We start from the raw sequence: 25627 nt of genomic DNA, 5'->3' as shown, positions 1-25627 counted from the left end.
GTCAATCCGCGGGCTGCAACTGGACGGAAAACATACCCTGTAGCGGCCCGGTCCGTTTCGTCACCCGGAACCGGCCGCGCAGGTGATAGGATCCGCCATCCAGCACCAGCACGCTGCGGCCCTGGACCTTCGGCAGATTGTATTCCGTTCCCTGGCAGCGGGGCGCCGAAGGAGTTTCGCCCTCCTTCAGGACTTCATCACAGGTATCGAAAACATCGATGAAGTCGAACTCCTTCTCGCTGCCGCCCTGGAATTCTGACCTCGGGATGACCACATCCAGCCGGACCACCGCTTCCTGATGATGCTCCAGGAAGTCCGAGAATCCGCCGTCGAGGTCCAACTGCCCCACCGTCCCTTTGAACTCGGGGATTTTACTGCTCGAGCAACCGCTCATCATTCCGGCTGCGATCAGGAAACTCAGGCAAACCGGCGCGTGACGACCCATAGTCCATACCCACCCAACCCCATTGTGCCCAATGCGAGGATCGAAATGAGTCCACCCACCCGGCTCAGCACCACCAGCAGCGAAAACAGGAACACGATCGCGAGCAGCCCGCCGCCGGCGATCCTCGACCACATCTGGCCCGCATACAGCCCTTGGCTCGTGAAGTAGAGGCCCGCCGCGAATAGCAGGCCGCAGACCGAGCCAACGAGCAGTCCCTTGCTGATTCCAAAGGCAGCGGCGTCGAAGACACGGCCGGCTTTTCCTGCCGCGTAGTCCATCATCTCCAGGCCAGTGATAATCGGCCCTCCTTTTCCGCTGGGCGGAGTGGGGGGCGGCTTGGGGCCGGCGTGCGCCATCCTGTAGGTCGTGAAGCCGAAGTAGCAACTGCCGATGGCAGCCGGCACGCCCACAATTGCAGCAAAGATCAGGAACCCCTTGGCCAACATCTGGGCCTCTTGCGAAATCATTACCCTCTCCCCCAAATCGTCATTCCAAAATAAAGAGCCCAGAGCCCGAAGAATCCCAGGTACAGCGAACCCTCTCCAGGATTCGTCGCCAGGATCGTCAGGCAACCCGCCATCGCAGCCGCGACCAGCACGGCCACCACACACAGAAACGTGCGCTCCTGCGGCAGAAACACCGAGACCAGCATCGCCAGCAGCAGCACGGGCACCCCGGCCGTCATCAGATCGCGCACCAGGCTCGCCGCCCCGGCCCCGCTCCGGTAGGTGAGTTCCAAACCCTTGCCCACCGTCAGCACCAATGCAAAGCCAACCAGGGCTATGGCGCTTGCCAATCCCACTACCCAGCGCAGGAACAGAATCATAGAACGGAAACCAGTCTCCGTAGTATAGGGCCAATCCTGTCCCGGCCTTCGCTAGACTGTAGAGTCACCCTGGAACTCTATGCCCAACCTGCTCCGCCCGGTCGTTCTTTTCGCGGCTCTTTTCTGCACGGCAGCCTTCCCGCAAACGAAGGAACGCCCGGTTCGAGCCGTCACCGATCCGGGTGTCATCACCACGCGGCAGAGCATCACTCCGGCCGGCATTCCCCTGGTATTCCAGGGCAAGGTGTACGGCGTCGGCTTCGGCAAAGACGATACCGAAATCTGGGTCCTCAACCAGACCCAGCTCTACCAGGTGGACTGGCGCAGCGGCCGGATCCTGTCGAACATCACCCACAACTCGACACCCGCTTATCAGGGCTTGGTCACCCACCAGGGCATACCGTACGTTGCGGCCACGGTGCGTCGCGGCAATCCTGGACTATTCGTCGTCAACGGGACCCAGCTCCAACCGCTGGCCGCGAATCTCGGCAAGCACAACGCGGGCGGCCTGGGGCTGGGCGGCGGGCGCATCATCCTGCCCATCACGGCGCAGAACAGGGCGGTCGTTGTGGAACTTGCTTCAGGCAAGACCCTCGGCGAAGCCGCGACCGGCATCGCGCCCTTCGCCGCCGTAGTGAGCACGGACGGCAAAACAGCCTACGTCTCCAACTGGGGCGGCCGCACCGCCAAACCCGGCGAACGGACATCACCCGCGGGTCCGGGCGCCAATGCGGATCAGGTCCTGGTGGACGATCGCGGCGTGTCGGCTTCCGGCACCGTATCCCGCCTCGACCTCGCCACTTTCAAAACAACCGATTCGATTCCCACCGGACTGCATCCCAACGGCATGGCTTGGGACGAGCCGCACGCGCGCCTGTACATCGCCAATAACAACGACGATTCCGTAACCGTGATCGACACCGCCGCAAAACGGGCCATTCGGCAGCTGAAGATCCAGCCCTTTGCCGGAGTCCCCTCAGGTCTCGCGCCCACGGCCACCGCCGTCTCGGCCGACGGGAAACGCCTCTTCGTCGCATGCGGCGGCATCAACGCCATCGCCGTCATCGACACAGCCAGCGGGCGGGTCGAGGGACTCATTCCGACGGGCTGGTATCCCAGCGGCCTCACGCTCTCCTCCGACGGCAAACGCCTCGCCGTGACCTCCATGCTCGGTGTCGGTTCCGGCTTCGCCGAGAAACCCGAACGCCGCTTCGTCCACAGCTACCGAGGCACGGTGCACGTCATCGACCTGCCCGACGCGCCTCAACTCGCCAGCTACACCCGCGCCGTCGCCGACAACAATCACCTGCCGCTCACCAGCGTCGCAGCGGCCGCCACCACGCCCAACCGCACGCCGAAAGCCGTACCCGAGCGCGCCGGCGACGCCTCCCTGATCGAGCACATCGTCTACATCATCAAGGAAAACCGCACCTACGACCAGGTCCTCGGCGACATGCCCAAGGGCAACGGCGAGCCGTCCCTCGTCATGTTCGGTGAGGACGTCACCCCCAACACACACCGCCTGGCCGATCAGTTCGTACTGCTCGACAACTTCTACGCCTCGGGCGGCAACAGCGCGGACGGCCACCAGTGGCTGGCCCAGGCCAACGAAGTTTCCTACGCGCTCTGGCCCGGTTACGAAGGCCGCAGCTATCCCTTTGACGGCACCGACCCGCTCGCCATCGGGCGCGGCGGCACCATCTGGGACATGGCCCGCAAGCTGGGAAAGACGGTCCGGCTCTACGGCGAATACGGCGGCACGCTGCCGGAGCCGCCCAAACGCCGCATCGAATACCTGAACCGTTGGAAGGCCGGCGAAGACTTCACGGCGGCTTTCAACATCAAGCCGCCCAGCGCCCATCTCACCCCGTTCTTCGCGGCCAACTATCCGCCGTATACGAACTCCATCCCGGATCAGATTCGCGCGCAGATCTTCCTCAAGGACCTGAAGCAGTGGGAGCAGGACGGCAGGATGCCGAACATGACCGTCATGCTCATCAACTGCGACCACACGTTCGGCACCACGCCCGAAACCTCCACCCCGAAAGCCATGGTCGCCGATAACGACCTCGCCCTGGGCAAGATTGTCGAAGCCCTCACGAAGTCGAAGTTCTGGCCGAAAATGGCGATCCTCATCGTCGAAGACGACGCCCAGAACGGCGTGGATCACGTCGACGGTCATCGCACCGTCGCCCTCGCAGTGAGCCCCTATACCCGCCGCGGTCACGTCGACTCCACTTTCTACTCGCACCAGAGCATGCTCAAGACGATGGAGTTGATGCTCGGCCTCCCTGCCCTGTCCCTGTTCGACATGATCGCCAACGAGATGCGCCCCAGCTTCACCAACCAGGCGGACCTCACCCCGTACACGCACGTCCAGCCCAGGCAGGATCTCTTCGAGATGAATCCACCGCTGAAAGCCCTGCGCGGCCAGCCAAAATCGGCCGCCATCGCTTCCGCCAGGATGCGCTGGGATGTCCCCGACGCCGTACCCAGCGGCAAGCTGAACCAGATCCTGTGGCACTCCACACGCGGCTGGAACACACCTTTTCCGGGCGTGAAGATCTCCCTGTTCGCCCCGTACTCCGTCGACATCGACGACGACGATCGATAGCGGCGCTCCGCCTCATCCGGCGGGTACAATAACGCCAGCATGCGGAGACACTCTGGGGGCGGCTGGTCCGCGATCCGCTACACACTGGGCAAGACTTTCGAGGCGGCGACCGGCCCCGTCGACTTCTGGCGGCGCATGTCGTCGAAGAATGCCTGCAAGACCTGCGCCCTCGGCATGGGCGGCCAGGCCGGCGGCATGCACAACGAAGCCGGCCACTTCCCCGAGTTCTGCAAGAAATCCGTACAGGCCATGGCAGCCGATCTCCAGCCGCCCATCGACCCCATGCTGTTCCTCTCGCGCACCGTCGATGACCTCGCCCGCTACACGCCCAGGCAGCTCGAGAATCTGGGCCGCCTCGCCTACCCGCTGCTGCGCACCTCCGGTTCGGCCCGCTACCAGCGCATCTCCTGGGACGAAGCGTTCGACCGCGCCGCCGAAGCGATGCGCGCCACCAGCCCGGACCGCAGCTTCTTCTACTCCTCGGGCCGCAGCAGCAACGAGGCCGCCTTCCTGCTCCAGTGGCTGGCGCGCGTCTACGGCACCAACAACGTCAACAACTGCTCCTATTACTGCCACCAGGCCAGCGGAGTCGGCCTCAGCCAAAGCATCGGCTCCGGCGTAGCCACCGTCACGCTGGACGACCTCGCCCACTGCGACTTCGCCCTGCTAACCGGAGCCAATCCCGCCAGCAACCATCCGCGCCTCATCTCCCAACTCGTGGAAATGCGCGCACGCGGCGGCCAGGTGATTGTCGTCAATCCTCTCTGGGAGCCCGGTCTCGACCGGTTCTACATCCCATCGAAGCCGATGTCCCTCGTCTTCGGATCGAAAGTACACGACCTCTACCTGCAGCCGCGCATCGGCGGAGACATCGCCCTGTTGAAGGCTCTTCTGAAGGTGGTCATCGGCGAAGGAGCTTGCGACGACGAGTTCATCCGCGGCTACACCGTCGGCTTCGACGCGCTGAAGGCCTCGCTGGCAAGCGAGTCCGTCGACGAACTGGCCGCCGGCGCCGGCCTGCCGGCCCAGGCCATCATCGAGGTCGGCAAACGCTACGCCCGCGCCAGGAACGCCGTCTTCCTCTGGGCCATGGGCATCACCCATCACGAGCATGGCGTCGACAACGTGACGGCCATCGCCAACCTGGCCCTCGCGCGCGGCATGGTGGGCCGCCCGCACGCCGGACTGATGCCGATCCGCGGCCACTCGAACATCCAGGGCGTCGGCTCGGTCGGTTTCGCTCCGAACCTTCGCGCCGGGTTCCTGAAGACGATGGAGGAGCTCTATGGGCTCCAGCCCCCTGCAGGCAAGGGCCTCGACTCCATGGGCTCCCTCCTGGCGGCGGAGCAGGACCAGATGGACTTCGCCCTCTTCCTGGGCGGCAACTTCTTCGCAGCCAATCCCGACACCGGCTTCTCGCGAGCCGCCCTCAGCCGCGTGAAGACCACGGTCCACATCAACACCAAGCTCAACCAGTCCCATGTCTGCGTTCCGCCGGAACGCGAGGGCGGCTGCACCCTCATCCTCCCCACCTGCGCCCGCGACGAAGAGACGCAGTCCACCACACAGGAGAGCGGCTTCAGCTTTGTCCGGCTGTCCGAAGGCGGCATGAGCCGCCCGCCCGCCTCGGAACTTAAATCCGAAGTCGAAATCATCACCAGCCTCGGGGCCCGCCTCCTGCCCGAAGGCGGCCCCATCGATTTCCACCGCATGCGCGACCACAACGCCATCCGCCAGGTCATGGCCGACGTCGTCCCTGGCTACAAACCTGTCGCCGGCATCGGCGAGAGCAAACAGGAGTTCCACGTCGAGGGCCGCGTCCGCCATACCCCGGTCTTCCCCACCAGCGACGGCAAAGCTCGCTTCCTCCTCGTGGAGACACCGCCAAACCGGCTGGTGGACGGAGCGCTCCGGCTGATGACCATCCGCTCCGAGGGCCAGTTCAACACAGTGGTGTACGAGGAGGAGGATCGCTACCGCGGCCAGGCTGCCCGTGACGTGATCCTGATGAATGAAGCAGACATGCGCGATCGAGGGCTGGCGGAAGGCACCCGCGTCAGCGTGCAATCAAAGGCCGGCTCAATGACAGGGATCCGCGCCACCGCCTACCCCATCGCAAAAGGCTGCGCCGCCATGTACTACCCCGAAGCCAACGTGCTGGTGGAGAGGGCGGTCGACGGCAAAAGCGGTACCCCGTCGTTCAAGAACGTCGTGGTCCACGTGGAAGCTTCCGGGCAGCCTGGCTAAGACTGCCCGGATCCGAATAGCCGCCCAGACTACTTGGCGGCCAGCACCTCACCAGTGCGCACGGCCGGCGGCGCCGAGGCATTCTTCCGTGAGTGCCACATCACCAGCAGCGCACTCGCCACGAAGATCGACGAGTACGTGCCCACAACCACGCCCGCGAACAAGGCAAACGCGATGCCGTTCAGCACCTCGCCGCCTAGGAAATACAACGAGAGACACGCCAGCAGCGTCGGGCCCGCCGTCAACAGGGTACGGCTCAACGTCTGGTTGATCGACTCGTTCACCAGCGCGAGGAACGAACGCCCCCGCACCCCGTGCTGCATGTTCTCGCGTACCCGGTCGAAGACGACAATCTTGTCGTTCATCGAATAGCCGATCAACGTCAGCAGCGCGGCAATGATGTTCAGGTCGATCTCGCGGTTGGTGAGCGAGAACAGACCCAGCGTGATGACAATGTCATGGATCGTCGCGATCACCGCCGCCGCGCCGGAGATCCACTCAAAGCGGAATGCCACGTAGATCAGCATCCCGCCCAAAGCACAAAGTGTCGCCATCAACGCCTGCTGCCGCAGGTGCGCCCCCGCCTTCGGACCCACTATCTCCGCCGAGCGGATGTTGAAGTGGCCCAGGCCGGTCTCCTGTTTCAGGGCAGTCAGCACCTTTCCATCGACGCCCGCCACCTTCGACAGTTCGTCCATGTTGCCGATCAGGCCGCTGTGCACCTTGTCGCGGAAGTCGGTGATCCGCTTCGCCAGGTCGTGCCGCTCCTGGTCGTTGAGGCCCACCCCCGCTTCCGGCAGCGCCTTCGACAGTGTCTCGTCCAGCGCGCCAACGTTGGCCGTGTTCAGATCCAACTTGCCGTTCGCCAGGCCGTACTTCTCACGCAGGGTCTGCTCGACGATCAGCCGCGTCTTCTCCAACTGCGATTCATCGGCCAGTTCGGTCCCGATGAGGACTTCGCTGGTCCCCTGCGATTCCTGCAGGCTCACCGCGCCCGGCAAACGGGCCGTGAGGTAGCCCCGCAGTTGGTCCAGCGAGGGCTTTCCATCAAACTTCACACTGATGAGCGACCCGCCGCGGAAATCCAGTCCATAGTTCGGTCCGCCCTTGATCACCAGGCTGCCAATGCTGATCACAATCGCCAGCACCGAGAGCCCCAGCGTCAGCGCCCGCTTGGACAGGAAATCAATCTTCGGCTGCTCGAACATCTCCTTGCCGATGCTCAGGCTGCTCAGCCGCGGGTTGCGCCACACCTTCAGGTCGAAGATGGCGCGGGAGACAAACACCGCGGTGAACAGATTCGCGATCAGGCCAATCACCAGGGTGACGGCGAAGCCGCGCACCGGCCCGGTCCCGAAGAGGAACAGGAACGCGCTGGCCACCACCGTCGTCACGTGCGTGTCGATGATGATCGTCAGGGCCCGGTCAAACCCGGCTGCAATGGCCGCCGGGACGATCTTGCCGCCCCGCATCTCCTCCTTGATGCGTTCGAAGATCAACACATTGGAATCCACCGCCATGCCGATCGAAAGCACAAGTCCGGCGATGCCCGGCAAGGTCCAGGTCGCGTCGATGTAGCTGAGCGCGGCCACGGTCATCAGCGTGTTCAGCATCAGCGCGATCACTGAGTTCACTCCGGCGCCGCGGTAGTACGCCACCATCGACGCCACCACCAGCGCCAGGCCGACAAGCCCCGCCAGGATGCCGCGCCGGATCGAATCCGCGCCCAGCGATGGTCCAACCGTCCGCTCTTCAATCACCTTCGCGCCCGCGGGCAGTGAGCCCGACCGCAGATTCAACGCGAGGTCCGACGCCGTCTGCTGATCCGCCGCGCCCATGATGCGGCCCTGGTCCGAAATGGCGGAATCGATCCGCGGAGCGCTGATCACCGAGTTGTCCAGCACAATCGCCAAATTCTTCCCGATGTTCGCGCTGGTGAAGCGATGGAATCGCTGTGCGGCGTCCTGCGTCAGGACAAAGCTTGTGTCCCATTGCCCCGGATTCTCACCCGGCATGGGCTTGGCGTCCCGCAGGTCCCGTCCCGTGATCACAGGCGACCGCGAAAGCAGATACCAGGCGGGCTCGTTGCCCACCCCGGCTCGCGTCGTGCTGCGAACCAGCTTGGAATTCAGCGGCATCACCCCGCCATGCTGGCTGATGGCCGCCTCCCGCGAAGCGAACGGTCCGCCCTTCACTTCGCACAGTTCCAGCAGCGCCGAAGTCTGCAGAATCCCCTTCACACGCGCCGGATCGTCGACACCCGGCAACTGCACCAGGATCTCCGTCTCTCCGCCGCTGCCGCCCCTCTGCTGGACGCTCGATTCCGCCACACCCAACCCGTTGATCTTCTTCTCAATCGTGTTGATGCTGCGGGCCAGCGTGTCCTGCCGCAGTTGAATCGCCGCTTCCTTGCGGATGTTCACGCGGTACGTATCGGAGTTCACCGGCGTCAGGACCCACTCGGATCCGAGGACGTCGGCCGCTACCCGGCGGAAATCGCTGGAGCGCTCGGACGGCACGCCACGGACATCCACCTGAATGCTCTCCGCCGTCTCAATCGAACCCGGCTCGTTCCGTTCAATCGAACCGTACGGCAGTTGTTCTTTCTGCAGCCGTTCGTTCAGCCGCTCAATGAGTAGATCGGCCTCCGCTTTGAAGGCGTCCTGCACCTGAATCTGGAGAACAATGTGGCTGCCGCCCTTCAGGTCGAGCCCCAAACGCATACTCTTGTGCCAGTTGGCGGTCAACTGCTCCATCGACGTGGGCAGGCCGGCGACACCCGTCAGGCAGGCCAGTACCACGGCAAAAATCACAATCCATTTCCAGCGCAATCGACTGGGCATACTCTCTCCTTGGGAGACACAGCTCCCCTGTTTCGAAACTGGATCGGAAAACAAGCGGTCTCGGCACTGGCCCACCTCGGGTGGTCAGCGCGCACTCCGCAAATGGCTAGGAGAGGAAGGAGGGGGGCGCACGCGCCGGGCGCGTCGTGAACAGGCCGCCCAGCAGGCGATTGGACTGGAAGTGGCCGCAGGCGCCGGCATTCTCCGGCAGTGGAGTGTGATCCGCTCGCCGGGTCGGCAGGCCCGCCGCAAACGGCTGTGCCGCGGTCGAGCGTGACCGCTCCAGCCTGAGTTCCTGCCGCTGCGGGTTGTGGAAGGAAGATGAACCTTCGGCGGGCCGGCAACTGCCCCGGATCGCGGCCAGCAGGCTGTCCTGCAGTCCTTCCGGAGCGAACGCCGGCGCGACGCTCAAGCTCGCTCCGCCCAGGAACGCGGCAAACAACGCCGCCTGGACGAATCTCACCACCATAGCTGTGTCGCGTTTCTTCACGGCAACCCGGAAGCGGCTGCTTCCTTTTCGATTATCCGGCAGGTGGGCGTCGATTGTCTCGGGAATTCGTGCCCCATCGCCGGGCTTTACGAATTTCTGATCTCTTCCTTAGGACCTCTTCAGGCGCTTCGGAGCAGAATCAGGCTGTATGAAGATCCCCGGCGATTCTCTCTTGTGCCTGGTGCTGGTGGCCGTTTTCGCGGCCTATTTGGGATTCAGCGTCCGGCGCCCCGATGCGTCCAGGAACACCCAACTGGCGGTTCTTGCCGTCGTGACCGCCACCTTCTTCCTGGTCTGCAGCTTCCTGCTGGCGCCCACCGCCTCATTTTGACGGCAAACCATTCTTAACCGGAGGGTTGCGCGGCAGCAGACCGCTCGCCTTCATGCGCTTCGCCTCCTGCCGCCGGTAGAGCGGCAACAGGTTCTCGTCCATCCAGGCAAAGGCGCCCGCCAATCCGCCGCCCTGGTAAGCCCGGCCGATGCGCGCCTCCACCTCGCTGGGCTCGCCCAACTGCCCCAGGAACTGGTTGGAGGTCATCCGGGTGTACCAGGCGCCGTCTACCTCGCCGCCCTCACGTAAAATCAGCTCCCGTGCGTAAAGGCATAGAACCGCATCGCCTACCCACGCATCTCTAAGTACATGTCTGCGTTTATCGTCTCTGGGCACGAATCCTGATCTTGCCATACCCGGCCGACAGGAAGTTGATTCTAAAAATTTATTAACTATACAGAAATCCGCAGGATCGGCTATACTTCGGCTATCCACACCTGGGATCCAACGATCCTATCCTTCGATACAATTTGGCCCGATGAAAGCAAACACAGGAATCACACTCCAACCGACTTCAGGCAACTTGTTTCGATTCGACGGCCCCGCGGGGACGGTCGTCTTTCTGGTTGCCTTACCACTTTGCCTGGGCATCGCCCTTGCCTCCGGCGCTCCGCTGTTCTCCGGCATCATCGCCGGAATCGTCGGCGGAATCGTCGTATCCGTCGCCTCCGGCTCACAGGTGAGCGTCTCCGGCCCTGCAGCCGGATTGACCGTCATCGTGGCCACGGCGATTACCGCTCTGGGCAGCTTTCAGAACTTCCTGGCCACCGTCGTTCTGGCCGGCGGCTTTCAGATCATCTTCTCCCTGCTGCGGGCAGGCTCGTTCGGCGATTATGTGCCCCTCTCGGTCATCAAGGGCATGCTGGCCGCCATCGGCCTGGTGATCATCCTCAAGCAGATCCCGCACGCCCTCGGCCGTGACGCCGACTACGAAGGCAGCTTCTCGTTTCTCGAGAAAGGCACGTCCAACACGCTCACCGACATTCTCGAAGCCGTGCTGTCGTGCTCGCCCGGCGCGTTGCTGATCACAGGCCTCTGCCTGCTCATCCTCCTCTTTTGGGATCAGGTGGCCGCCAGCGGGCCGAAGTTCCTGGCGTTCATTCCCGCGCCGCTGCTCGTGGTCGCCACTGGCATCGGCATGAACCAACTGTTTCACGCGTTCTTCCCGTTCCTGGAACTCACCGACAAAGCGCATCTCGTATCGCTTCCGGTCTCCGCCTCCATCACCGAGTTCGCCCAACAGTTCACGTTCCCCAACTTCGCGATCCTGGCGAATCCACAGGCCATCATGACGGCCGCCACGCTCGCCGTGGTCGGCTCCCTCGAATCGCTCCTCTCCCTCGAGGCTGGCGACAAACTGGACCCATACAAGCGAATCTCTCCCCCCAATCGGGAGCTTTTCGCTCAAGGCGCGGGGAACATCGTCTCAGGCCTGATCGGCGGGCTGCCGGTTACCTCCGTGGTAGTCCGCACCTCCGCCAACGTCTACTCCGGAGCCCGCACCTGGATCTCGTCCTTTACGCACGGCATCCTGCTGCTCGTCTCCGCGATGTTCATCCCCGCCCTGCTGAACCTCACCCCACTCTGCGCCCTGGCCGCCATCCTTCTCGCCGTCGGCTACAAACTCACCAAGATCGACCTCTACAAAGCTCAGTTCGCCGCTGGCTACGCCCAGTTCATCCCGTTCATCGTCACCGTAATGGCGATCGTCTTCACAGACCTGCTGAAGGGCGTCCTCATCGGCATGGCCTTTGGGCTGTTCTTCGTCATTCACTCCAACCACCACAAGGCGTTCGTGCTGGTGAAGCAGGACAACTGGTATCTCATCCGCTTCACCAAGGACACCACCTTCGTGAACAAGGCGGAACTGAAGAACCTGCTGCGTTCCATCCCGGACGGCGCCACCCTCCAGATCGATGCCACTCGCGCCATCTATATCGATCGTGACATCTTCGAAGTAGTCTCCGATTTCCAGAAGTCGGCGTCCTTCAAGAACATCGACATCGAGTACCGCAATTTCGCCTCTGCCCGCTAGGGAAACCCCCGAAAGAATTGGAAAGCCCGAAAAGGAACTACCAACGATGGAGTCTTACAAGAAACTGCTGCTCGCCAACAAGGCATGGGTCGAAGACAAGCTGAACATCCGGCCTGACTACTTCGACGCCACGGCTACCGTACAAACACCGGAATTCCTCTGGATTGGCTGCTCTGACTCGCGCGTGCCCGCCGAGGACATCACCGGTTCGGCGCCGGGCGAGCTCTTCGTCCACCGCAACATCGCCAACATGGTCATTCACACTGACCTGAACGTGCTGAGCGTCCTGCAGTATGCCGTAGAGTATCTGAAGATCCGCCACATCATCGTGTGCGGCCACTACAACTGCGGCGGCGTCAAGAACGCCATGACGCGGCAGGATCTCGGCCTCATCAACAAATGGCTGCGTCACATCAAGGACGTTTACCGCATCAACAAACGCGAGCTCGACACCATCGGCGACTTCCAGCAGCGCTACGACCGCATGGTGGAGCTGAACGTCGCCGAGCAGGTCCTGCACGTCGCGGAGACGTCCATCGTGCAGCGCGCCTGGAAAGCGGAGCACCGGCCCGTCATCCATGGCTGGGTCTATGACGTCCGCACCGGCTACCTCAAGGCCATCGCCCAGATGGAGCCCGGTTCGCCGATGGAGGGGGTCTACGAGTACGACTACGGCGACGCCCCTCAGGGCGACGATCACTAACCCGCGCCAATCCCATCCCCTCACCGGCCCTGCGAGATAATCGATCGCAGGGCCGGTTGTATTTGTACCGCCCTTGCTTGAGCCCAAATGGATAGCGCCAGATCGTCCTCCGTCCAGAAACTGCGGGCAATTCTCCTGGTCAGCTTCAGCGGCCTGCTGGGACTGCTGCTCTTCTCCGGCCTCGACGGCTTGGGCGTCCTCAGCCGCCTGCACGACGAGGAGCAGCAGGCGCGCCGGGCATTTCTGATCCGCAACGCCACGCTCACCCAACTCCGCGGCAGCCTCCTGGAATACTGGCAGGGCCTCGATCGCTGCATTGCCGAGAATGGCTGGGACGATCCGCGCAGGGAGCGGGAGTTCGTCCGCCTCTTCGCAGCCGTCGAAGGCGCGCTCAGCCACTATCCGAACGACGGCCCGGTCGAAGAGCAGAATCTGATTGAGCTCCTCCATACCACCCTGCTCCAGCACCAGGCCATGGCCCGCAGTTTCATCGGACGCAGCGACCTGCCGCCGCTCGCCACCGGCAGCATGATCATGGCCGGCAAGGTTCAGATTCTCGAGATCTCCGAGGAGATCAGCCGCGTCAACCGCCGCATGCTGGAGGAGTCGGGCTACCGCCTCCTGGCCCGCTTCGACACCCTGCAGGGCCGCCTGCGCCTGCTGCTGCTCATCACCCTGCTCTCGGGCCTCCTGCTCGCCGCCGGCAGCTTCCTCTACATCGTGCGCCTCGAGCGCGAGGTGGACGAACGGTCGTTCGAACTCGGCCAGCTCTCCTCCCGCCTGGTTCAGGCCCACGAGGAGGAGCGCCGCTCCATTTCGCGCGAACTGCACGATGAAGTCGGCCAGTCCCTGGGAGCCCTGCTGGTCGATGCCGGACGCCTTGCGTCGCTCGTGCCCCAGGAAGACGAACAGGCGCGCGGCTACGTCGCCCACATCAAGTCGGTGGCCGAACGCACGCTCCAGTCCGTCCGCAATATCGCCCTGCTGCTGCGCCCCTCCATGCTCGACGACCTCGGCCTCGTTCCGGCCCTGGAATGGCAGGCCCGCGAGGTCTCGCGCCACGGCGAGATGGAGGTGGAGGTCCACGCCGACGACATCCCGGAGGACATCCCCGACGACCAGAAGACCTGCATCTACCGCGTCGTCCAGGAGGCCTTGAACAATGCCGCCCGCCACGCTTCGGCACGCCAGGCCACCGTCACCCTGCACTACCGTGACAACAAATTCGAGCTGACGGTCACGGACGACGGCCGCGGCTTCGACCCCAAAACCACGCGCGGCATGGGCATTCTCGGCATGGACGAGCGCGTCAAGCGGCTCGGCGGCTCGCTCTCCATCCAGTCGGCGCCCGGCGGGGCCACCACCCTGCGTGCGGAACTGCCCTGGACCCAGCCTGCCGCCGGCGCGAACCCGGTAAACTAACGGCGATGCCTAGCATCCGTGTCCTCCTCGCCGACGATCACAAACTCATGCGGTCCGGGCTGCGCCTGCTCGTCGAGCAGCAGCCGGAGTTCCGGGTCGTGGGCGAAGCCGGCGATGGCCGCCAGGCCGTGGCGCTGGCCACGGAACTCAAGCCGGACGTGGCCGTCCTGGACATCGGCATGCCGGAACTCAATGGCATCGAGGCCGCCCGCCAGATCACTGAGCAGCTACCGGAGACGGCGGTAGTCATGCTCAGCATGCACTCCGACGAGTCGTACGTCCTCCGGGCTCTCAAGGCCGGCGCCCGCGGCTACCTGCTCAAGGACTCCGCCGAAGCGGACCTCGTCCAGGCCATCGTAGCCGTCCGCGAGGGCAAATCGTTCTTCAGTCCCGCCGTCAGCCAGGTTCTGCTGGAGGACTACCTCCGCAAACTTCGCAAAACCGGCGCCGAGGACTCCTACGAACTTCTCTCCCCCCGCGAACGCGAGATCCTCCAGTTGGTCGCCGAAGGCAAGTCGAGCAAGGACGTCGCCAACCTGTTGAATCTCAGCGTCTACACCGTCGAGACCCACCGCGCCAACCTGATGAAGAAGCTCAACCTCAAGAGCATGCCCGAACTCATCCTGTACGCCGTCCGCAAGGGCGTCATTTCCTGATTTTTCTTTCGCTTACGCCCCATCCCTGAACGTCGGTGACGGAAATACCCAGTCTCCGGGAGACCCCATCCGCGCGGCGGCCGCGTCTCATGAGCAGGAAGGAAAATCCGACACATGATGAAGCATTGGAAGAATCGAACCGGTCTCGCCATCGCCTTCGCGGCGGCCTTGGTCGTGGGTGGTCTCGGAACCGCATACGCCTCGAAGGTGCTCGCGTCGGCCAACCCGCCGGCCACCCTCAAACTGGCCGATCCGAATGAAGGCCCCAACAAACTCAGCTTCGCCCCCGTGGTGAAGCGCGCCTACCCCACCGTGGTAAACATCTCGTCCTCGAAGGTCGTCCGTACCCCGGCCGGAATGTCCGGCATGCCGCCCATGGACCCCTTCTTTGAACAGTTCTTCGGCCGCAATCCCGGCGGCCGCGCCATTCCCAAGGAGCGCCGTGAACAGAGCCTCGGCTCCGGCGTCATCGTCAGCCCCGAAGGCTACATCATCACCAACAACCACGTGGTCGACGGCGCCACCGACATCAAAGTCGTGCTGTTCGACAAGCGCGAACTCCAGGCCCGCCTGATCGGCTCCGACCCCAAGACCGACGTCGCCGTGCTGAAAGTCGACGTCGACGACCTGCCTTACATCACCATCGCCGACTCCTCCAAAGTCCAGGTGGGCGACTTCGCCCTGGCCATCGGCAATCCCTTTGGCGTCGGCAAGACCGTCACCATGGGCATTGTCAGCGCCACCGGCCGCGGCAATCTCGGCATCGAGGATTACGAAGACTTCATCCAGACCGACGCGCCAATCAACCCCGGCAACTCCGGCGGCGCGCTGGTGAATGAGCGCGGCGAACTCGTGGGCATCAACACGGCCATCCTTTCGCACGGCTCCGGCGGCAACCAGGGCATCGGCTTCGCCATTCCTTCGAACCTGGTTCGCCAGGTGATGGACAGCATCCTGAAGGACGGCAAAGTCACCCGCGCTTACCTCGGCATCGTGCCGCAGGACGTCACCCCGGCCATCATGCGCGCCTTCAACGTGAAGGACAGCAAGGGCGCCCTGGTGGGCGATGTCACGCCCGACGGCCCGGCGGCCAAGAGCGGCCTCCAGAAGGGCGACATCATCCTCGAGGTGAACGGCTCGCCCATCGACGACAGCAACCAACTGCGCAACCGCATTTCGATGATGCCGGTCGACTCCCAGGCCAAACTGAAGGTCCTGCGGGACGGCGCAGTCAAGAACGTGGAAGTCACCCTCGGCAAGCTGCCCACCCGTGAGGAGCGCGCTTCCAACGACAAATCCAACCCCGATGCCGACCTGAACGGCATTCAGGTGGAAGAACTTACAGCCGGCGCCGCCCGGGAACTGGGCCTCCCGCCCACGACCGCCGGCGTAGTGGTCTCCGACGTGGATCCCGACAGCCCGGCAGCCGATTCCGGCCTGCGCCGTGGCGACGTAATCCAGGAAGTGAACCGCCAGAAGGTTCGGTCGGTGGCCGAATTCAATCGCGCGGTCCAGAAATCGGGCAAGAATCCACTCCTGCTCGTCAACCGTGGAGGCAACACCCTCTACGTAGCGGTCTGACCGAAGACTCGTGAATCTCCTCCCGCCGGCCTCCTCGTGGGGCCGGCGTTTTTTGTGCCGATCTTCGCCCCCCGGAGAGGGCAAATTGAGTGCTCCGGCACGGTGCACCCCAAAAGGTCAGCGGAGAGGAACCTGTTATACTGAGATTGCTACTTGATTGTGCCGCAGAACCGGCCGAGATCCGTCCCGCCCCGTCGAGCCCGCCTTCAACTAGTCGACTGCAAGGAGTTAACTTGAAGAATATTTTCGTCGGTAACCTGGATTTCGGCGCTTCCGAAGAGTCCATTCGCACCCTGTTTTCGTCGTACGGCAACGTCGACCGCGTCAGCATCGTCACCGATCGTGAGACTGGCCGCTCCCGCGGCTTCGCCTTTGTGGAAATGAGCGATTCGGGTGAAGCCGATCGCGCCATCGACGCCTTGAACGGTTACAACATGGGCGGTCGCGCCCTGAACGTCAATGAAGCCCGTCCGAAGACCAACAGCGGCGGCGGTGGTGGCGGCGGCGGCTACCGTCAGCGTCGCGAACCCCGCTGGTAGTTCTCAATCTAATTAGAAAGGGAGTCCCCTTTGGCTCAAAGATCGCGAACGACATTTACGAAACGGCAAAAAGAACAAGCCCGCGCTGAAAAGCAGCGCGACAAGGCGGCCAAGCGCCTCCAACGCAAGGAGGACACTGACAAGCCGAGCCCGTTGGAAGAGGAGATCCCTCTCCTGCACGGACCAGTTCTCGTTTCGGATTTCGACGACAGCGATTCAGATACTGAGGGCGGCAAAGCCTAACAGCTTCGGCCCAAACCTTGGCCTAACACGGCGCGCTGCCCCACTCGGGGTGCGCGCCGTACTCATTCTGGATCGTCTCATTCACCACCCCATCAGCCTCGATGTGCTTTCATGGGAATTCTCCCCATGAACGGCGCTGAAAGTCTTCTCCGTACCCTCCTAGCCAACGGCATCGACCTCTGCCTGATGAATCCAGGCACCTCGGAAATGCAGTTTGTCGCCGCGCTCGACCGGGTCCCCGGCATGCGCGGCGTCCTCTGCCTGCAGGAGGGTGTGTGCTCCGGCGCGGCGGACGGCTACGCCCGCATGACCGGCCGCCCCGCCGCCACCCTGCTCCATCTCGGACCAGGACTCGCCAACGGCCTCTCCAACTTCCACAACGCCCGCAAGGCCCGCTCACCCATCGTCAACATCGTCGGCGAACACTCCACCCAGCACCTCCGCTACGACGCCCCCCTCACCGCCGACGTCGAAGCCTTCGCCCGTCCCGTCTCCGGTTGGGTCCGGACGCTCGACTCCGCCGAAAACATGGGCTTTACTGCCTCCGAAGCTGTCCTCGCCTGCTACGGACCGCCCGGCCAGGTCGCCAGCTTCATCATCCCGGCGGATCACTCCTGGAGTCCCGCCGGTGAACCCGGCCCCGTCGTGCAACCATCGGCCCGGCCCATTCCGCCCGCCGCCCACATCCAGGCCATCGCCGCACGACTGAGGACCCCCGGCGCGGCCCTGCTGCTCAGCGGCACAGCCCTGTCGGAACGCGGCCTCACCGCTGCCGCCCGGCTCGGCGTCCCCGTCTTCCTAAACCGCAACTGCGGGCGCATCCCCCGCGGCGCACCGTGGTCTTTCGCCCATCGGATCCCGTATTTCCCGGAACCGGCCGAAGAGCTTCTCAGCGGCATCCAGCAGATCATCCTCGTCGAAGCCGAAGCACCCGTGTCCTTCTTCGGCTACCCCAACCGCCGCAGCACCATGGCCCCGGAGGATTGCGAGTTCCACACGCTGGCCGCGCAGAACGAAGACGGTCCCGCGGCACTGGAGGCTCTCGCCGCGGGCTGCCCGAGCGTGGAACTCCCGCGGGCTGCCGCATTGGACCTGCCCACCGCGGAAGCGTTGACACCCGACACCATCGGAGCCGCCATCGCCGCCCTGCTGCCCGCCAACGCCATCCTCTGCGACGAGATGGTCTCCAGCAGCGAACCCGTCCAGCTTCACCTGAACCACGCGCCCGCCCACGACGTACTGCCCGTCACCGGAGGCTCCATCGGACAGGGCCTGCCGGTTGCCACGGGCGCCGCCCTGGCGTGCCCGGACAGAAAGGTCATCGCCCTGGAAGCGGACGGCAGCGGCCTCTACACGCCGCAGGCCCTCTGGACCATGGCCCGAGAGCGCCTCGACGTCACCGCGGTGATCTTCGTGAATCGCCGCTACCGCATCCTGGATGTGGAGATGAAGCGCACCGGCACAACGGTCATCGGCCCGCGTGCCGACGAACTCGTGGACCTGACGCGGCCCGACATCGACTGGCGGAAGCTGGGAGAATCCATGGGCGTCGAGTCCGTAAGAGCCACCTCGACGCCCGAGTTCATCCAGCACTTCCGTACGGCGATGTCGCGCCCCGGCCCGTTCCTGATCGAAGCGGTCCTGGCGCCGGAGTAAACGCGGTCTTAGACGCCTTCCGTCGCGAAGCCGTGCTGCGTGCGGTGGTACGCGCTGTCATAGCGCTTGCTCGTTTTGAACAGCTCATACCGTCCGTCGAACTGCACGTCCTTCACCTTGCTTAAGAGCGTGGCCTTCTCCGCCGCGGTCAGCGGCTTGAACGACCGCGCGATCTTCAGCGCGGTCTGCAACTCTTCGAGATTCGACAGCCCCACCACCTGCACGCTGACCGGCTGCGACAGGCAATAGCGGTAGCACTCTTCCACCGTCAATAACCCGGCCTTGATCGGCCGGCCATCTCCGCAGCAGCCCTTCATGCCGACTATGCCCATCTTCTTCTGCAGGCAGATGGGCATCACCTCCTCCCGAAAGCTGAGGAACTGCGAGTCCAGCACGTTGTTCGGCATCTGCGCCGTATCCCAGGCGAACTCCTTCGACAGCATCCTGCGGTGAATCGCCGGCGCCTTATGACCCGTGAAGCCAATGAACCGGATCTTGCCCTGCTTCTTCGCTTCCAGCGCCGCGCGGATGCCGCCCTTCTCAAACACCCAGTCCGGATCGTTGTGGTAGTTGCATTCGTGGAACTGCCACAGGTCGATATGATCCGTCTGCAGGCGCTTCAGGCTCTCTTCCAACTGCTGCATCGCGCCCTCATACTCGCGGCTGCAGACCTTCGTCATCAGGAACGCCTTTTTGCGATACCCGTCCATGCCCAGCGCCTTGCCCATCACCACTTCGCTGCGCCCGCCGTTGTACTCCCAGGCGTTGTCGAGGAAGGTCATCCCTTCATCGATTGCCGTCTGGATCAGCCGCACACAGGCGTTGTCGTCCCGGTCGCGGCCCGTGTGTGCGCCGCCCACTCCGAGCATCGATACGCGTTCGCCCGTCCTGCCCAACAACCGCGTAGGCACGCCGGTCTCCGATGCGCTGCTGGTTTGCGCCAGGACTTCCTCAGCCAGGACAGCCGTGGCCGCCATGCCCTGAAAGAACTGCCGCCGGGTGTTATCTGCCATGTGAGCCTCCTTCCGTCCAATGAATTGTATGTCATGGGACAATGGCGCACATGAATCGCAGGAAGTTTCTCGGAGCCACGGCCGCCGCCCTCGGCCTGGCATCCTGTGCGCGCGTTCCTTACCGCCGTACCGCGTTCGAACTGGAGGAGCTCAGCTTCGAAGGGCTCGCGGTCGGTCTCCGCTCCAGACGCTGGACCTCCCGGCAGTTGTTGGAGCTGTACGTCAACCGCATCCAGGACCTCGACGGCGGGGAGTGGAAACTCAACGCCATCATCGAGCACAATCCGGACGCGGTTAAGCTGGCGGACGAGTTGGACAACGAACGGCGCCAGCGCGGCCCGCGCAGTGTCCTGCACGGGGTGCCCATCGTGCTCAAGGACAACATCGACACCGGCGACCGCATGATGACGACCGCCGGCTCGCTCGCCCTCGATGGCTGGCATGCGCCCGTGGACGCACCCATCGCCGCCCGCCTGCGGGCCGCCGGCGCCCTCATCCTGGGCAAGACGAATCTCAGCGAATGGGCCAACTTCCGCTCCACCCACTCCAGCAGCGGCTGGAGCGGACGAGGCGGCCAGACCCGCAATCCCTATGCCTTGAACCGGACTCCTTCGGGCTCCAGTAGCGGCACCGGAACGGCGGTCGCGGCCAACCTCTGCGCCGCCGGCATCGGCAGCGAGACCGATGGCTCCGTCGTCAGCCCCGCCTCCGTCAACGGCCTGGTCGGCATCAAACCCACTCTCGGACTGCTGCCCGGCAGCGGCATCATTCCCATTGCCCACAGCCAGGACACCGCCGGCCCGATGGCCCGCAGCGTGCGCGACGCCGCGATTCTGCTGGGCATCATGGCCGGCAAGGAGTTCGCCAAAGACCTGCAGCCCGAAGCCCTCAACGGAGCCCGCATCGGCATCGCCCGGAAGTTCTTCGAGCGCACCCAGAAGATGGACAGCTTCCTCAACAAGCAAATCGAGGTCCTCAAACGCTGCGGAGCCGTAATCGTCGACCCGGCCGATCTGCCGTCCCATGGCAAGTCCGGCACGGAGGAGTTCGAGGTCTTGCTCTACGAGTACAAGACGGACCTCAATGCCTATCTCGCGCGCCAGCCCCAGGGGCGGCCCGTGCGCTCGATGCGCGACCTCATTGACTTCAACGAGAAGAACCGCATCCGCGAGATGCCGTACTTCGGCCAGGAGATCCTGCTCCAGTCCGTGGAGAAGGGCCCGCTGACCGAGAAGAAGTACCTTGACGCCCGCGCCATCTGCCTGCGCCTGAGCCGCGACGAAGGCATCGACGCCGCGCTGGCCAAATTCAAGCTCGACGCCATCGTCACGCTCACCAACGGTCCCGCCTGGTGCATCGACTGGGTGAACGGCGACTACGACACGGGCGGCTGCTCCACTCCGCCCGCTGTAGCCGGCTACCCACACGTTACCGTCCCGGCGGGACTGGTCGACGAACTGCCCGTGGGCCTGTCGTTCTTCTCCACCGCCTGGCGCGATCAACAGCTCATCAATCTGGCCTATGCCTTCGAGCAGGAGACCAAAGCGCGGACCCAGCCGCAGTTCCGAATCTTCGACTAGCCGGGATTACGACTCGGCCCCATATTGACGGAGCGCGGCCGATACGCGCTCCCGCGTGGCCAGGGAGGCGCTCGCCTGGCGCGTCACCCAGCCCAGCGAGCCCTGCTCAATTTCCGACCCCGCCGCCAGCAGCACCTCAACCGTGGCTGGATAATCGATGCCGTTCGTTGCCGTCATCGCGAACCAAAGCGCCTGGCCCAGCGCGGTGCCCCCATACTGGTTCTCCACCTCCAGCGGAGCGCCCCGGGCGATCAACGTCTTCATCGCCTCCAATTCGCCGCCGACAATCGCCCAGTGCAGGCCCGTCATCCCCGTACTGGCATCCCGCACCAACTCCGGCCGCCGGTCCAGCAGAAACTCGATCACGCGCCCGCGGCCATACTCGCAGGCCCAGTGAAACCCTCGCAGCAGCTTCGACTCCGGCACGCCTGGCTTGAGCCGGCCTTCCGCATCGAAGCATCCGCTCACCACATCCAGCCGGCCCACACCCGCGGCGCCTTCCAGGTCCAGGCTGGCGCCCCGCTCCGCCAGATAGACCGCCGCGGCCTTGCGCCCGTTGGCCAGAGCAGCCGGGACAATCGTCCACCCGCCCGGAGCGCCCTCCAGCGAGGCCCCCCGCTCAATCAGCAGTTCCATCAACGGGAGCTGCACGCCCGCAGCCAGCGGATGGATGCTGGTGGCGACCAGGCCAAGAGCGGTGTCCTTCCCATACGCTCCGCACTCGGCATCCACCTCGGCCCCGGCATCCAGCAGCGCGCGGGCGATCTCCACGGCATTGCGCGGAGTCTTCTGCCGGTAGTTCTCCACCCCGTTGGCGCCCACATAGTGCAGCAGCATCGCCCCGTGCACGCGCGGCGAGCGAGCATTCACCAGCGACGGATCCTCGCCCAGCAGCCGCCGCAGGGCACCGAGATCTCCTCCAACCACAGCCTCCACGGCCTGCTCAAAGCGCGAGGCGGGCGAGCTCGCCTTGAGCAGCGCCTCCACACACTTCACGAACTTCGGCCAGCTCTCAAACCCGTGCTGCCGTGCCAGCGCCCACTGCGCGTCGGCCAGCACAAACTCTTCGCTGCTAAGCTCCTTGGCTCGCGGGTGGAACTGCTTGACCCGTTCTACGGCGGCACTCTCTCCAGCCTTGTAGCTCTTGAGCAGCTCCTTGGCTTGTTTCCGGTATTGCGCCAGGCTCGGACGAGCCGGCAGCGGCATCAGGTCAGTAGTGTTCATGGACGAACTCCCTTTCAAGTCGTGCCTGGAGTCCGCCCGAATCAGGCTGAAAGAAGGTTCGTAGTCGACACGGAACCTGCTGAAGGTGGGCACGGCCCTTCCCGCGGACTGGTGGCGCCCTTCGCGCTCGTCTCCAACCTAAGCCCAAGCTGGCTGTGAAATCAATACGGCACGGGTAACTTTTCACGTTCTGCCGAACAATTGCCGGTTCCGCCTCGTACTGTGTGGCTAAGGAGCTCCCATGAAGCGAATCCTGAGCCTGACCTTCGCCCTCTTTGCTGCCTCGGCCATCCTGCTGGCAGCCGACGCCACCGGCACCTGGACCGGAACCTTCACCGTCAATGGCGACTCGCCTGAACCCCGCCCCGCCCTACTCGTTCTCAAACAGGACGGAGACAAGCTCACCGGCACGGCCGGTCCCGACGCCAGCCAGCAGATGCCCATCGAGAAGGGCAAGGTGGAGGACGGCAAGCTCACCTTCGAAGTGGCGGCCGGCGAGAGCATCATGAAGTTCGCCCTCGTCCTCAACGGCGATGAGCTCAACGGCGAGATCCAACGCGACCGCGACGGCGAACACCAGACCGCCAAGCTCTCCGTCAAACGCCAGAAATAGAGTGCACCGCGTGGAGTTGGCCGAACCTGGGCGAGAAGCCAGAGCCTCGCCCGCACACGCGCGTCCCGAAGGAGCGATAATCTAAGCCATTACCTCCATGAAACGAGCACTGGCCCTTTTTGTGTCTACACTCATGGTCTCCGCGCAGTCGCCGGAGAAACCATTGGCAGGCTTCCAACCCGAGAACGCGCGCCGCGAATTCGAGCTCGAAAAGCAGTTCGACTCCCACCTGAGCCGCGCCAACCTGCAGCAGTGGCTCAAGCGCATGTCCGCTAAGCCGCACCATGTCGGCTCGCCCGGCAGCCGCGAGGTGGCCGAGTTCATCGCCGCCCAATTCAAGAGCTGGGGCTACGACACGCAGATCGAGACGTTCTACCCGCTCTTCCCTACCCCCAAGACGCGCGTCCTGGAGATGATCGCCCCCGAGAAGTTCACCGCCAAGCTCAGCGAGCCGCCCATCGAAGGCGACGAGAGCACGGCCAACACCGCCGGCGGCCTGCCCACCTATCACGCCTATTCGATCGACGGCGACGTCACCGGCGACCTGGTCTATGTGAACTATGGCCTGCCCGGCGACTACGACAAGCTCGCCGAGATGGGGATCGACGTAAAGGGCAAGATCGTCCTGGCCCGCTACGGCGCTTCGTGGCGCGGCATCAAGCCCAAGGTCGCGGCCGAGCATGGCGCCATCGGCTGCATTATCTATTCGGACCCACGGGACGACGGCTACTATGCCGGCGACGTCTATCCCAAGGGCGGCTTCCGGCCCAAGGACAGCGCCCAGCGCGGCAGCGTCATGGACATGCCCACTTACCCCGGCGACCCTCTTTCGCCCGGCGTCGGCGCCACCAAGGACCTGAAGCGCGGCCCCTACAAGCAGGCTGCCACGCTCACCAAGATCCCCGTACTGCCCATCTCCTACGGTGATGCGGAGCCGCTGCTGCGCGCGCTCGGCGGGCCCGTCGCCCCGCCCGACTGGCGCGGCGCGCTGCCCTTCACCTATCACATCGGGCCCGGAGCCACCAAGGTCCACCTCAAGCTCGAATTCAACTGGGACCTCGCCCCCACGCACAACGTCATCGCCCGCATGACCGGAGCCGAACGGCCCGACGAATGGATCCTCCGCGGCAACCACCACGACGGCTGGGTCTTCGGAGCTTCCGATCCCCTCACCGGCATGGTCACCGTCATGGAAGAGGCCCGCGCCCTCTCGGAACTCGCCAAGACCGGATGGAAGCCGAAGCGCACGATCATCTTCTGCGCCTGGGATGGTGAGGAGCCCGCCCTGCTCGGCTCCACCGAATGGGCCGAGTTCCACGCCGACGAACTCAAGAAGCACGCCGCCGTCTATGTGAACTCGGACGGCACCTCGCGCGGCTTCGTCCATGTGGGCGGTTCGCATACCTTGGAGACCCTCGCGTCCCAGGCGGCCCGCGACATTACCGATCCCGAAACCAAGGTCTCCACGCTGGAGCGCGCCAAGGCCCAGCGCGCCGTTGCCGGCAACCCGACGCCCGGGGACCTGCCCATCAGCGCCCTCGGCTCCGGCTCCGACTACACCGTCTTCGTGGACCACCTCGGCATTGCCAGCCTGAACATCGGCTTCGGCGGAGAGGGCAATGGCGCCGGCAGCTACCACTCCAACTACGACACCTACGATCACGTGGTGAAGTTCGAAGACCCCGACTTCCAGTACATCTTCGCCTCCGCCCAGCTTGGGGGGCGCTTTGTCCTGCGCCTGGCGAATGCCGACGTCCTGCCGCTGCGCTTCGACAACTTCTCGAAGATCGTCACGCGCTATGCCGGCGAGGTGAAGAAGCTGGCCGACGATATGCGCGCCGAGACGGACAAGCAGAATGAGCTGATCCGCAACGGCTCGTTGAAGCTCACAGCCGATCCGCGCAAGACATACATCGTGCCGGAGCCTAAGTCCGCCGTGCCGTTCCTGAACTTCGCTCCGCTGGACAACGCGGTGAGCAAGCTCAAGTTGAGTACCGAGGCGTTCACGAAGATCGACCTGAAGGCGCTGCCGGAGCCCAAGGCCAAGGCGCTGGACGCGATCCTGCTTCAGATCGAACGCAAGCTGACGCGGCCGGAGGGACTGCCGCGGCGGCCGTGGTTCCAGCACCAGATCTACGCGCCGGGCTTCTACACAGGCTACGGGGTGAAGACGCTGCCGGGCATCCGGGAGGCGATTGAGGAGCGGTATTGGCAAGAGGCCGACGAGCAGATCGTCAAGACTTCCGCGTCGATCGAGGCGTTCGCGGCTGAGCTGGACCGGGCCACCAAGCTGCTTGGTCAGTAGGTGATGGATGGTGGGCCGGGGCTGCCGGGTGGGTACGGGCTCGTGCGGGGGTGTGCCGCGTGGGGCGTGCCGGCCGGTGAGGGACGCGCTTCTCGTGAGGGTCGCGTCCCGTGCCGGGTGGGAGTCGTTGAATGCGCGTCGGACAGGATGCTCGAAGGCTGCGCCGGGAGCCGGTGGACCGCCGTACGGTGGTGTGTGAGGCGGGGTCGCGGCAGTGAAGGTGAGTCCATGGTCCGCTTCTTGCCAGTCGCGGTTCGCAGT

21 protein-coding genes are annotated in these 25627 nt (G+C 64.3%); 13 read left to right on the top strand and 8 right to left on the bottom strand.

All coding sequences use genetic code 11. The features are described 5' to 3' along the window. Nucleotide 1 precedes the first annotated feature (1 nt). From IRI77_RS35850 to IRI77_RS35840, 3 genes are read right to left on the bottom strand one after another with little or no spacing between them, the layout of a single operon-like run. The gene (locus IRI77_RS35850) at nucleotides 2-445 is read right to left on the bottom strand and encodes a hypothetical protein (RefSeq protein ID WP_194449716.1); all 444 of its coding nucleotides are present in this window, start codon (nucleotides 443-445) and stop codon (nucleotides 2-4) included. Continuing rightward, nucleotides 418-912: a hypothetical protein gene (locus tag IRI77_RS35845; RefSeq protein WP_194449715.1), complete on the bottom strand. Its 495-nt coding sequence runs from the start codon at nucleotides 910-912 to the stop codon at nucleotides 418-420. Before IRI77_RS35845 ends, IRI77_RS35850 begins: the two co-directional genes overlap by 28 nt. Continuing rightward, complete coding sequence (locus tag IRI77_RS35840; RefSeq protein WP_194449714.1) at nucleotides 912-1271, bottom strand: hypothetical protein; 360 nt, start codon at nucleotides 1269-1271, stop codon at nucleotides 912-914. Before IRI77_RS35840 ends, IRI77_RS35845 begins: the two co-directional genes overlap by 1 nt. Before the next feature lie 79 nt (nucleotides 1272-1350). Between IRI77_RS35840 and IRI77_RS35835 the strand changes: the two genes are divergently transcribed. Beyond that, a complete protein-coding gene (locus IRI77_RS35835) occupies nucleotides 1351-3885 on the top strand; it encodes a bifunctional YncE family protein/alkaline phosphatase family protein (RefSeq protein ID WP_194449713.1) in 2535 nt (844 codons plus the stop codon). A gap of 39 nt (nucleotides 3886-3924) precedes the next feature. Continuing rightward, entirely contained in the window at nucleotides 3925-6132 is a 2208-nt protein-coding gene (locus tag IRI77_RS35830) for an FdhF/YdeP family oxidoreductase (protein ID WP_194449712.1), read from the top strand. Between the two features lie 29 nt (nucleotides 6133-6161). Here the strand turns inward: IRI77_RS35830 and secD are convergent, their stop codons facing one another. Both secD and IRI77_RS35820 read right to left on the bottom strand, forming a co-directional pair. Further along, nucleotides 6162-8975 (bottom strand): protein translocase subunit SecD, encoded by a 2814-nt coding sequence (gene secD / locus IRI77_RS35825; RefSeq protein WP_194449711.1) that lies wholly within the window; start codon nucleotides 8973-8975, stop codon nucleotides 6162-6164. 106 nt (nucleotides 8976-9081) lie between these two features. Further along, a complete protein-coding gene (locus IRI77_RS35820; RefSeq protein ID WP_194449710.1) occupies nucleotides 9082-9444 on the bottom strand; it encodes a hypothetical protein in 363 nt (120 codons plus the stop codon). Between the two features lie 169 nt (nucleotides 9445-9613). On the opposite strand from IRI77_RS35820, the gene IRI77_RS35815 reads away from it, so the two are divergent. After that, nucleotides 9614-9796 carry a hypothetical protein gene (locus IRI77_RS35815; protein ID WP_194449709.1) on the top strand — a complete coding sequence of 61 codons (183 nt, stop codon included), beginning with the start codon at nucleotides 9614-9616 and terminating at the stop codon, nucleotides 9794-9796. Here the strand turns inward: IRI77_RS35815 and IRI77_RS38260 are convergent. Next, the gene (locus IRI77_RS38260) at nucleotides 9788-10003 is read right to left on the bottom strand and encodes a hypothetical protein (RefSeq protein WP_228486498.1); all 216 of its coding nucleotides are present in this window, start codon (nucleotides 10001-10003) and stop codon (nucleotides 9788-9790) included. The genes IRI77_RS35815 and IRI77_RS38260 overlap by 9 nt on opposite strands. A 316-nt stretch (nucleotides 10004-10319) precedes the next feature. Here IRI77_RS38260 and IRI77_RS35805 point away from each other — a divergent pair, with 316 nt between their 5' ends. The 7 genes from IRI77_RS35805 (at nucleotide 10320) to IRI77_RS35775 (ending at nucleotide 18631) form a co-directional block, all read left to right on the top strand. Next, a complete protein-coding gene (locus tag IRI77_RS35805) occupies nucleotides 10320-11831 on the top strand; it encodes a SulP family inorganic anion transporter (RefSeq protein ID WP_228486497.1) in 1512 nt (503 codons plus the stop codon). A 46-nt stretch (nucleotides 11832-11877) separates the two neighbouring features. Then, nucleotides 11878-12534 (top strand): carbonic anhydrase, encoded by a 657-nt coding sequence (locus IRI77_RS35800; protein ID WP_194449706.1) that lies wholly within the window; start codon nucleotides 11878-11880, stop codon nucleotides 12532-12534. An 87-nt stretch (nucleotides 12535-12621) separates the two neighbouring features. Next, entirely contained in the window at nucleotides 12622-13956 is a 1335-nt protein-coding gene (locus IRI77_RS35795; protein WP_194449705.1) for a sensor histidine kinase, read from the top strand. A 5-nt stretch (nucleotides 13957-13961) separates the two neighbouring features. Then, a complete protein-coding gene (locus IRI77_RS35790; protein ID WP_194449704.1) occupies nucleotides 13962-14612 on the top strand; it encodes a response regulator in 651 nt (216 codons plus the stop codon). 114 nt (nucleotides 14613-14726) lie between these two features. Further along, a complete protein-coding gene (locus IRI77_RS35785; RefSeq protein WP_194449703.1) occupies nucleotides 14727-16193 on the top strand; it encodes a DegQ family serine endoprotease in 1467 nt (488 codons plus the stop codon). A gap of 89 nt (nucleotides 16194-16282) precedes the next feature. Next, a complete protein-coding gene (locus IRI77_RS35780) occupies nucleotides 16283-16732 on the top strand; it encodes an RNA recognition motif domain-containing protein (RefSeq protein WP_228486496.1) in 450 nt (149 codons plus the stop codon). Between the two features lie 369 nt (nucleotides 16733-17101). After that, complete coding sequence (locus IRI77_RS35775; RefSeq protein WP_194449702.1) at nucleotides 17102-18631, top strand: acetolactate synthase large subunit; 1530 nt, start codon at nucleotides 17102-17104, stop codon at nucleotides 18629-18631. 8 nt (nucleotides 18632-18639) lie between these two features. Here IRI77_RS35775 and IRI77_RS35770 read toward each other — a convergent pair whose 3' ends face one another. Then, nucleotides 18640-19644: an aldo/keto reductase gene (locus IRI77_RS35770; protein WP_194449701.1), complete on the bottom strand. Its 1005-nt coding sequence runs from the start codon at nucleotides 19642-19644 to the stop codon at nucleotides 18640-18642. Nucleotides 19645-19694: 50 nt separating this feature from the next. On the opposite strand from IRI77_RS35770, the gene IRI77_RS35765 reads away from it, so the two are divergent. Continuing rightward, nucleotides 19695-21224 carry an amidase gene (locus IRI77_RS35765; RefSeq protein WP_228486495.1) on the top strand — a complete coding sequence of 510 codons (1530 nt, stop codon included), beginning with the start codon at nucleotides 19695-19697 and terminating at the stop codon, nucleotides 21222-21224. A 6-nt stretch (nucleotides 21225-21230) separates the two neighbouring features. Here IRI77_RS35765 and IRI77_RS35760 read toward each other — a convergent pair whose 3' ends face one another. Beyond that, complete coding sequence (locus IRI77_RS35760; RefSeq protein ID WP_194449699.1) at nucleotides 21231-22448, bottom strand: ankyrin repeat domain-containing protein; 1218 nt, start codon at nucleotides 22446-22448, stop codon at nucleotides 21231-21233. 241 nt (nucleotides 22449-22689) lie between these two features. Here IRI77_RS35760 and IRI77_RS35755 point away from each other — a divergent pair, with 241 nt between their 5' ends. Beyond that, nucleotides 22690-23061 (top strand): hypothetical protein, encoded by a 372-nt coding sequence (locus IRI77_RS35755; protein WP_194449698.1) that lies wholly within the window; start codon nucleotides 22690-22692, stop codon nucleotides 23059-23061. Between the two features lie 97 nt (nucleotides 23062-23158). Next, a complete protein-coding gene (locus IRI77_RS35750) occupies nucleotides 23159-25366 on the top strand; it encodes a transferrin receptor-like dimerization domain-containing protein (RefSeq protein ID WP_194449697.1) in 2208 nt (735 codons plus the stop codon). Nucleotides 25367-25627: the final 261 nt, after the last annotated feature.

Source organism: Paludibaculum fermentans (assembly GCF_015277775.1).
Lineage (GTDB): Bacteria > Acidobacteriota > Terriglobia > Bryobacterales > Bryobacteraceae > Paludibaculum > Paludibaculum fermentans.
This window is presented reverse-complemented; position numbering and strand designations above follow the sequence as displayed.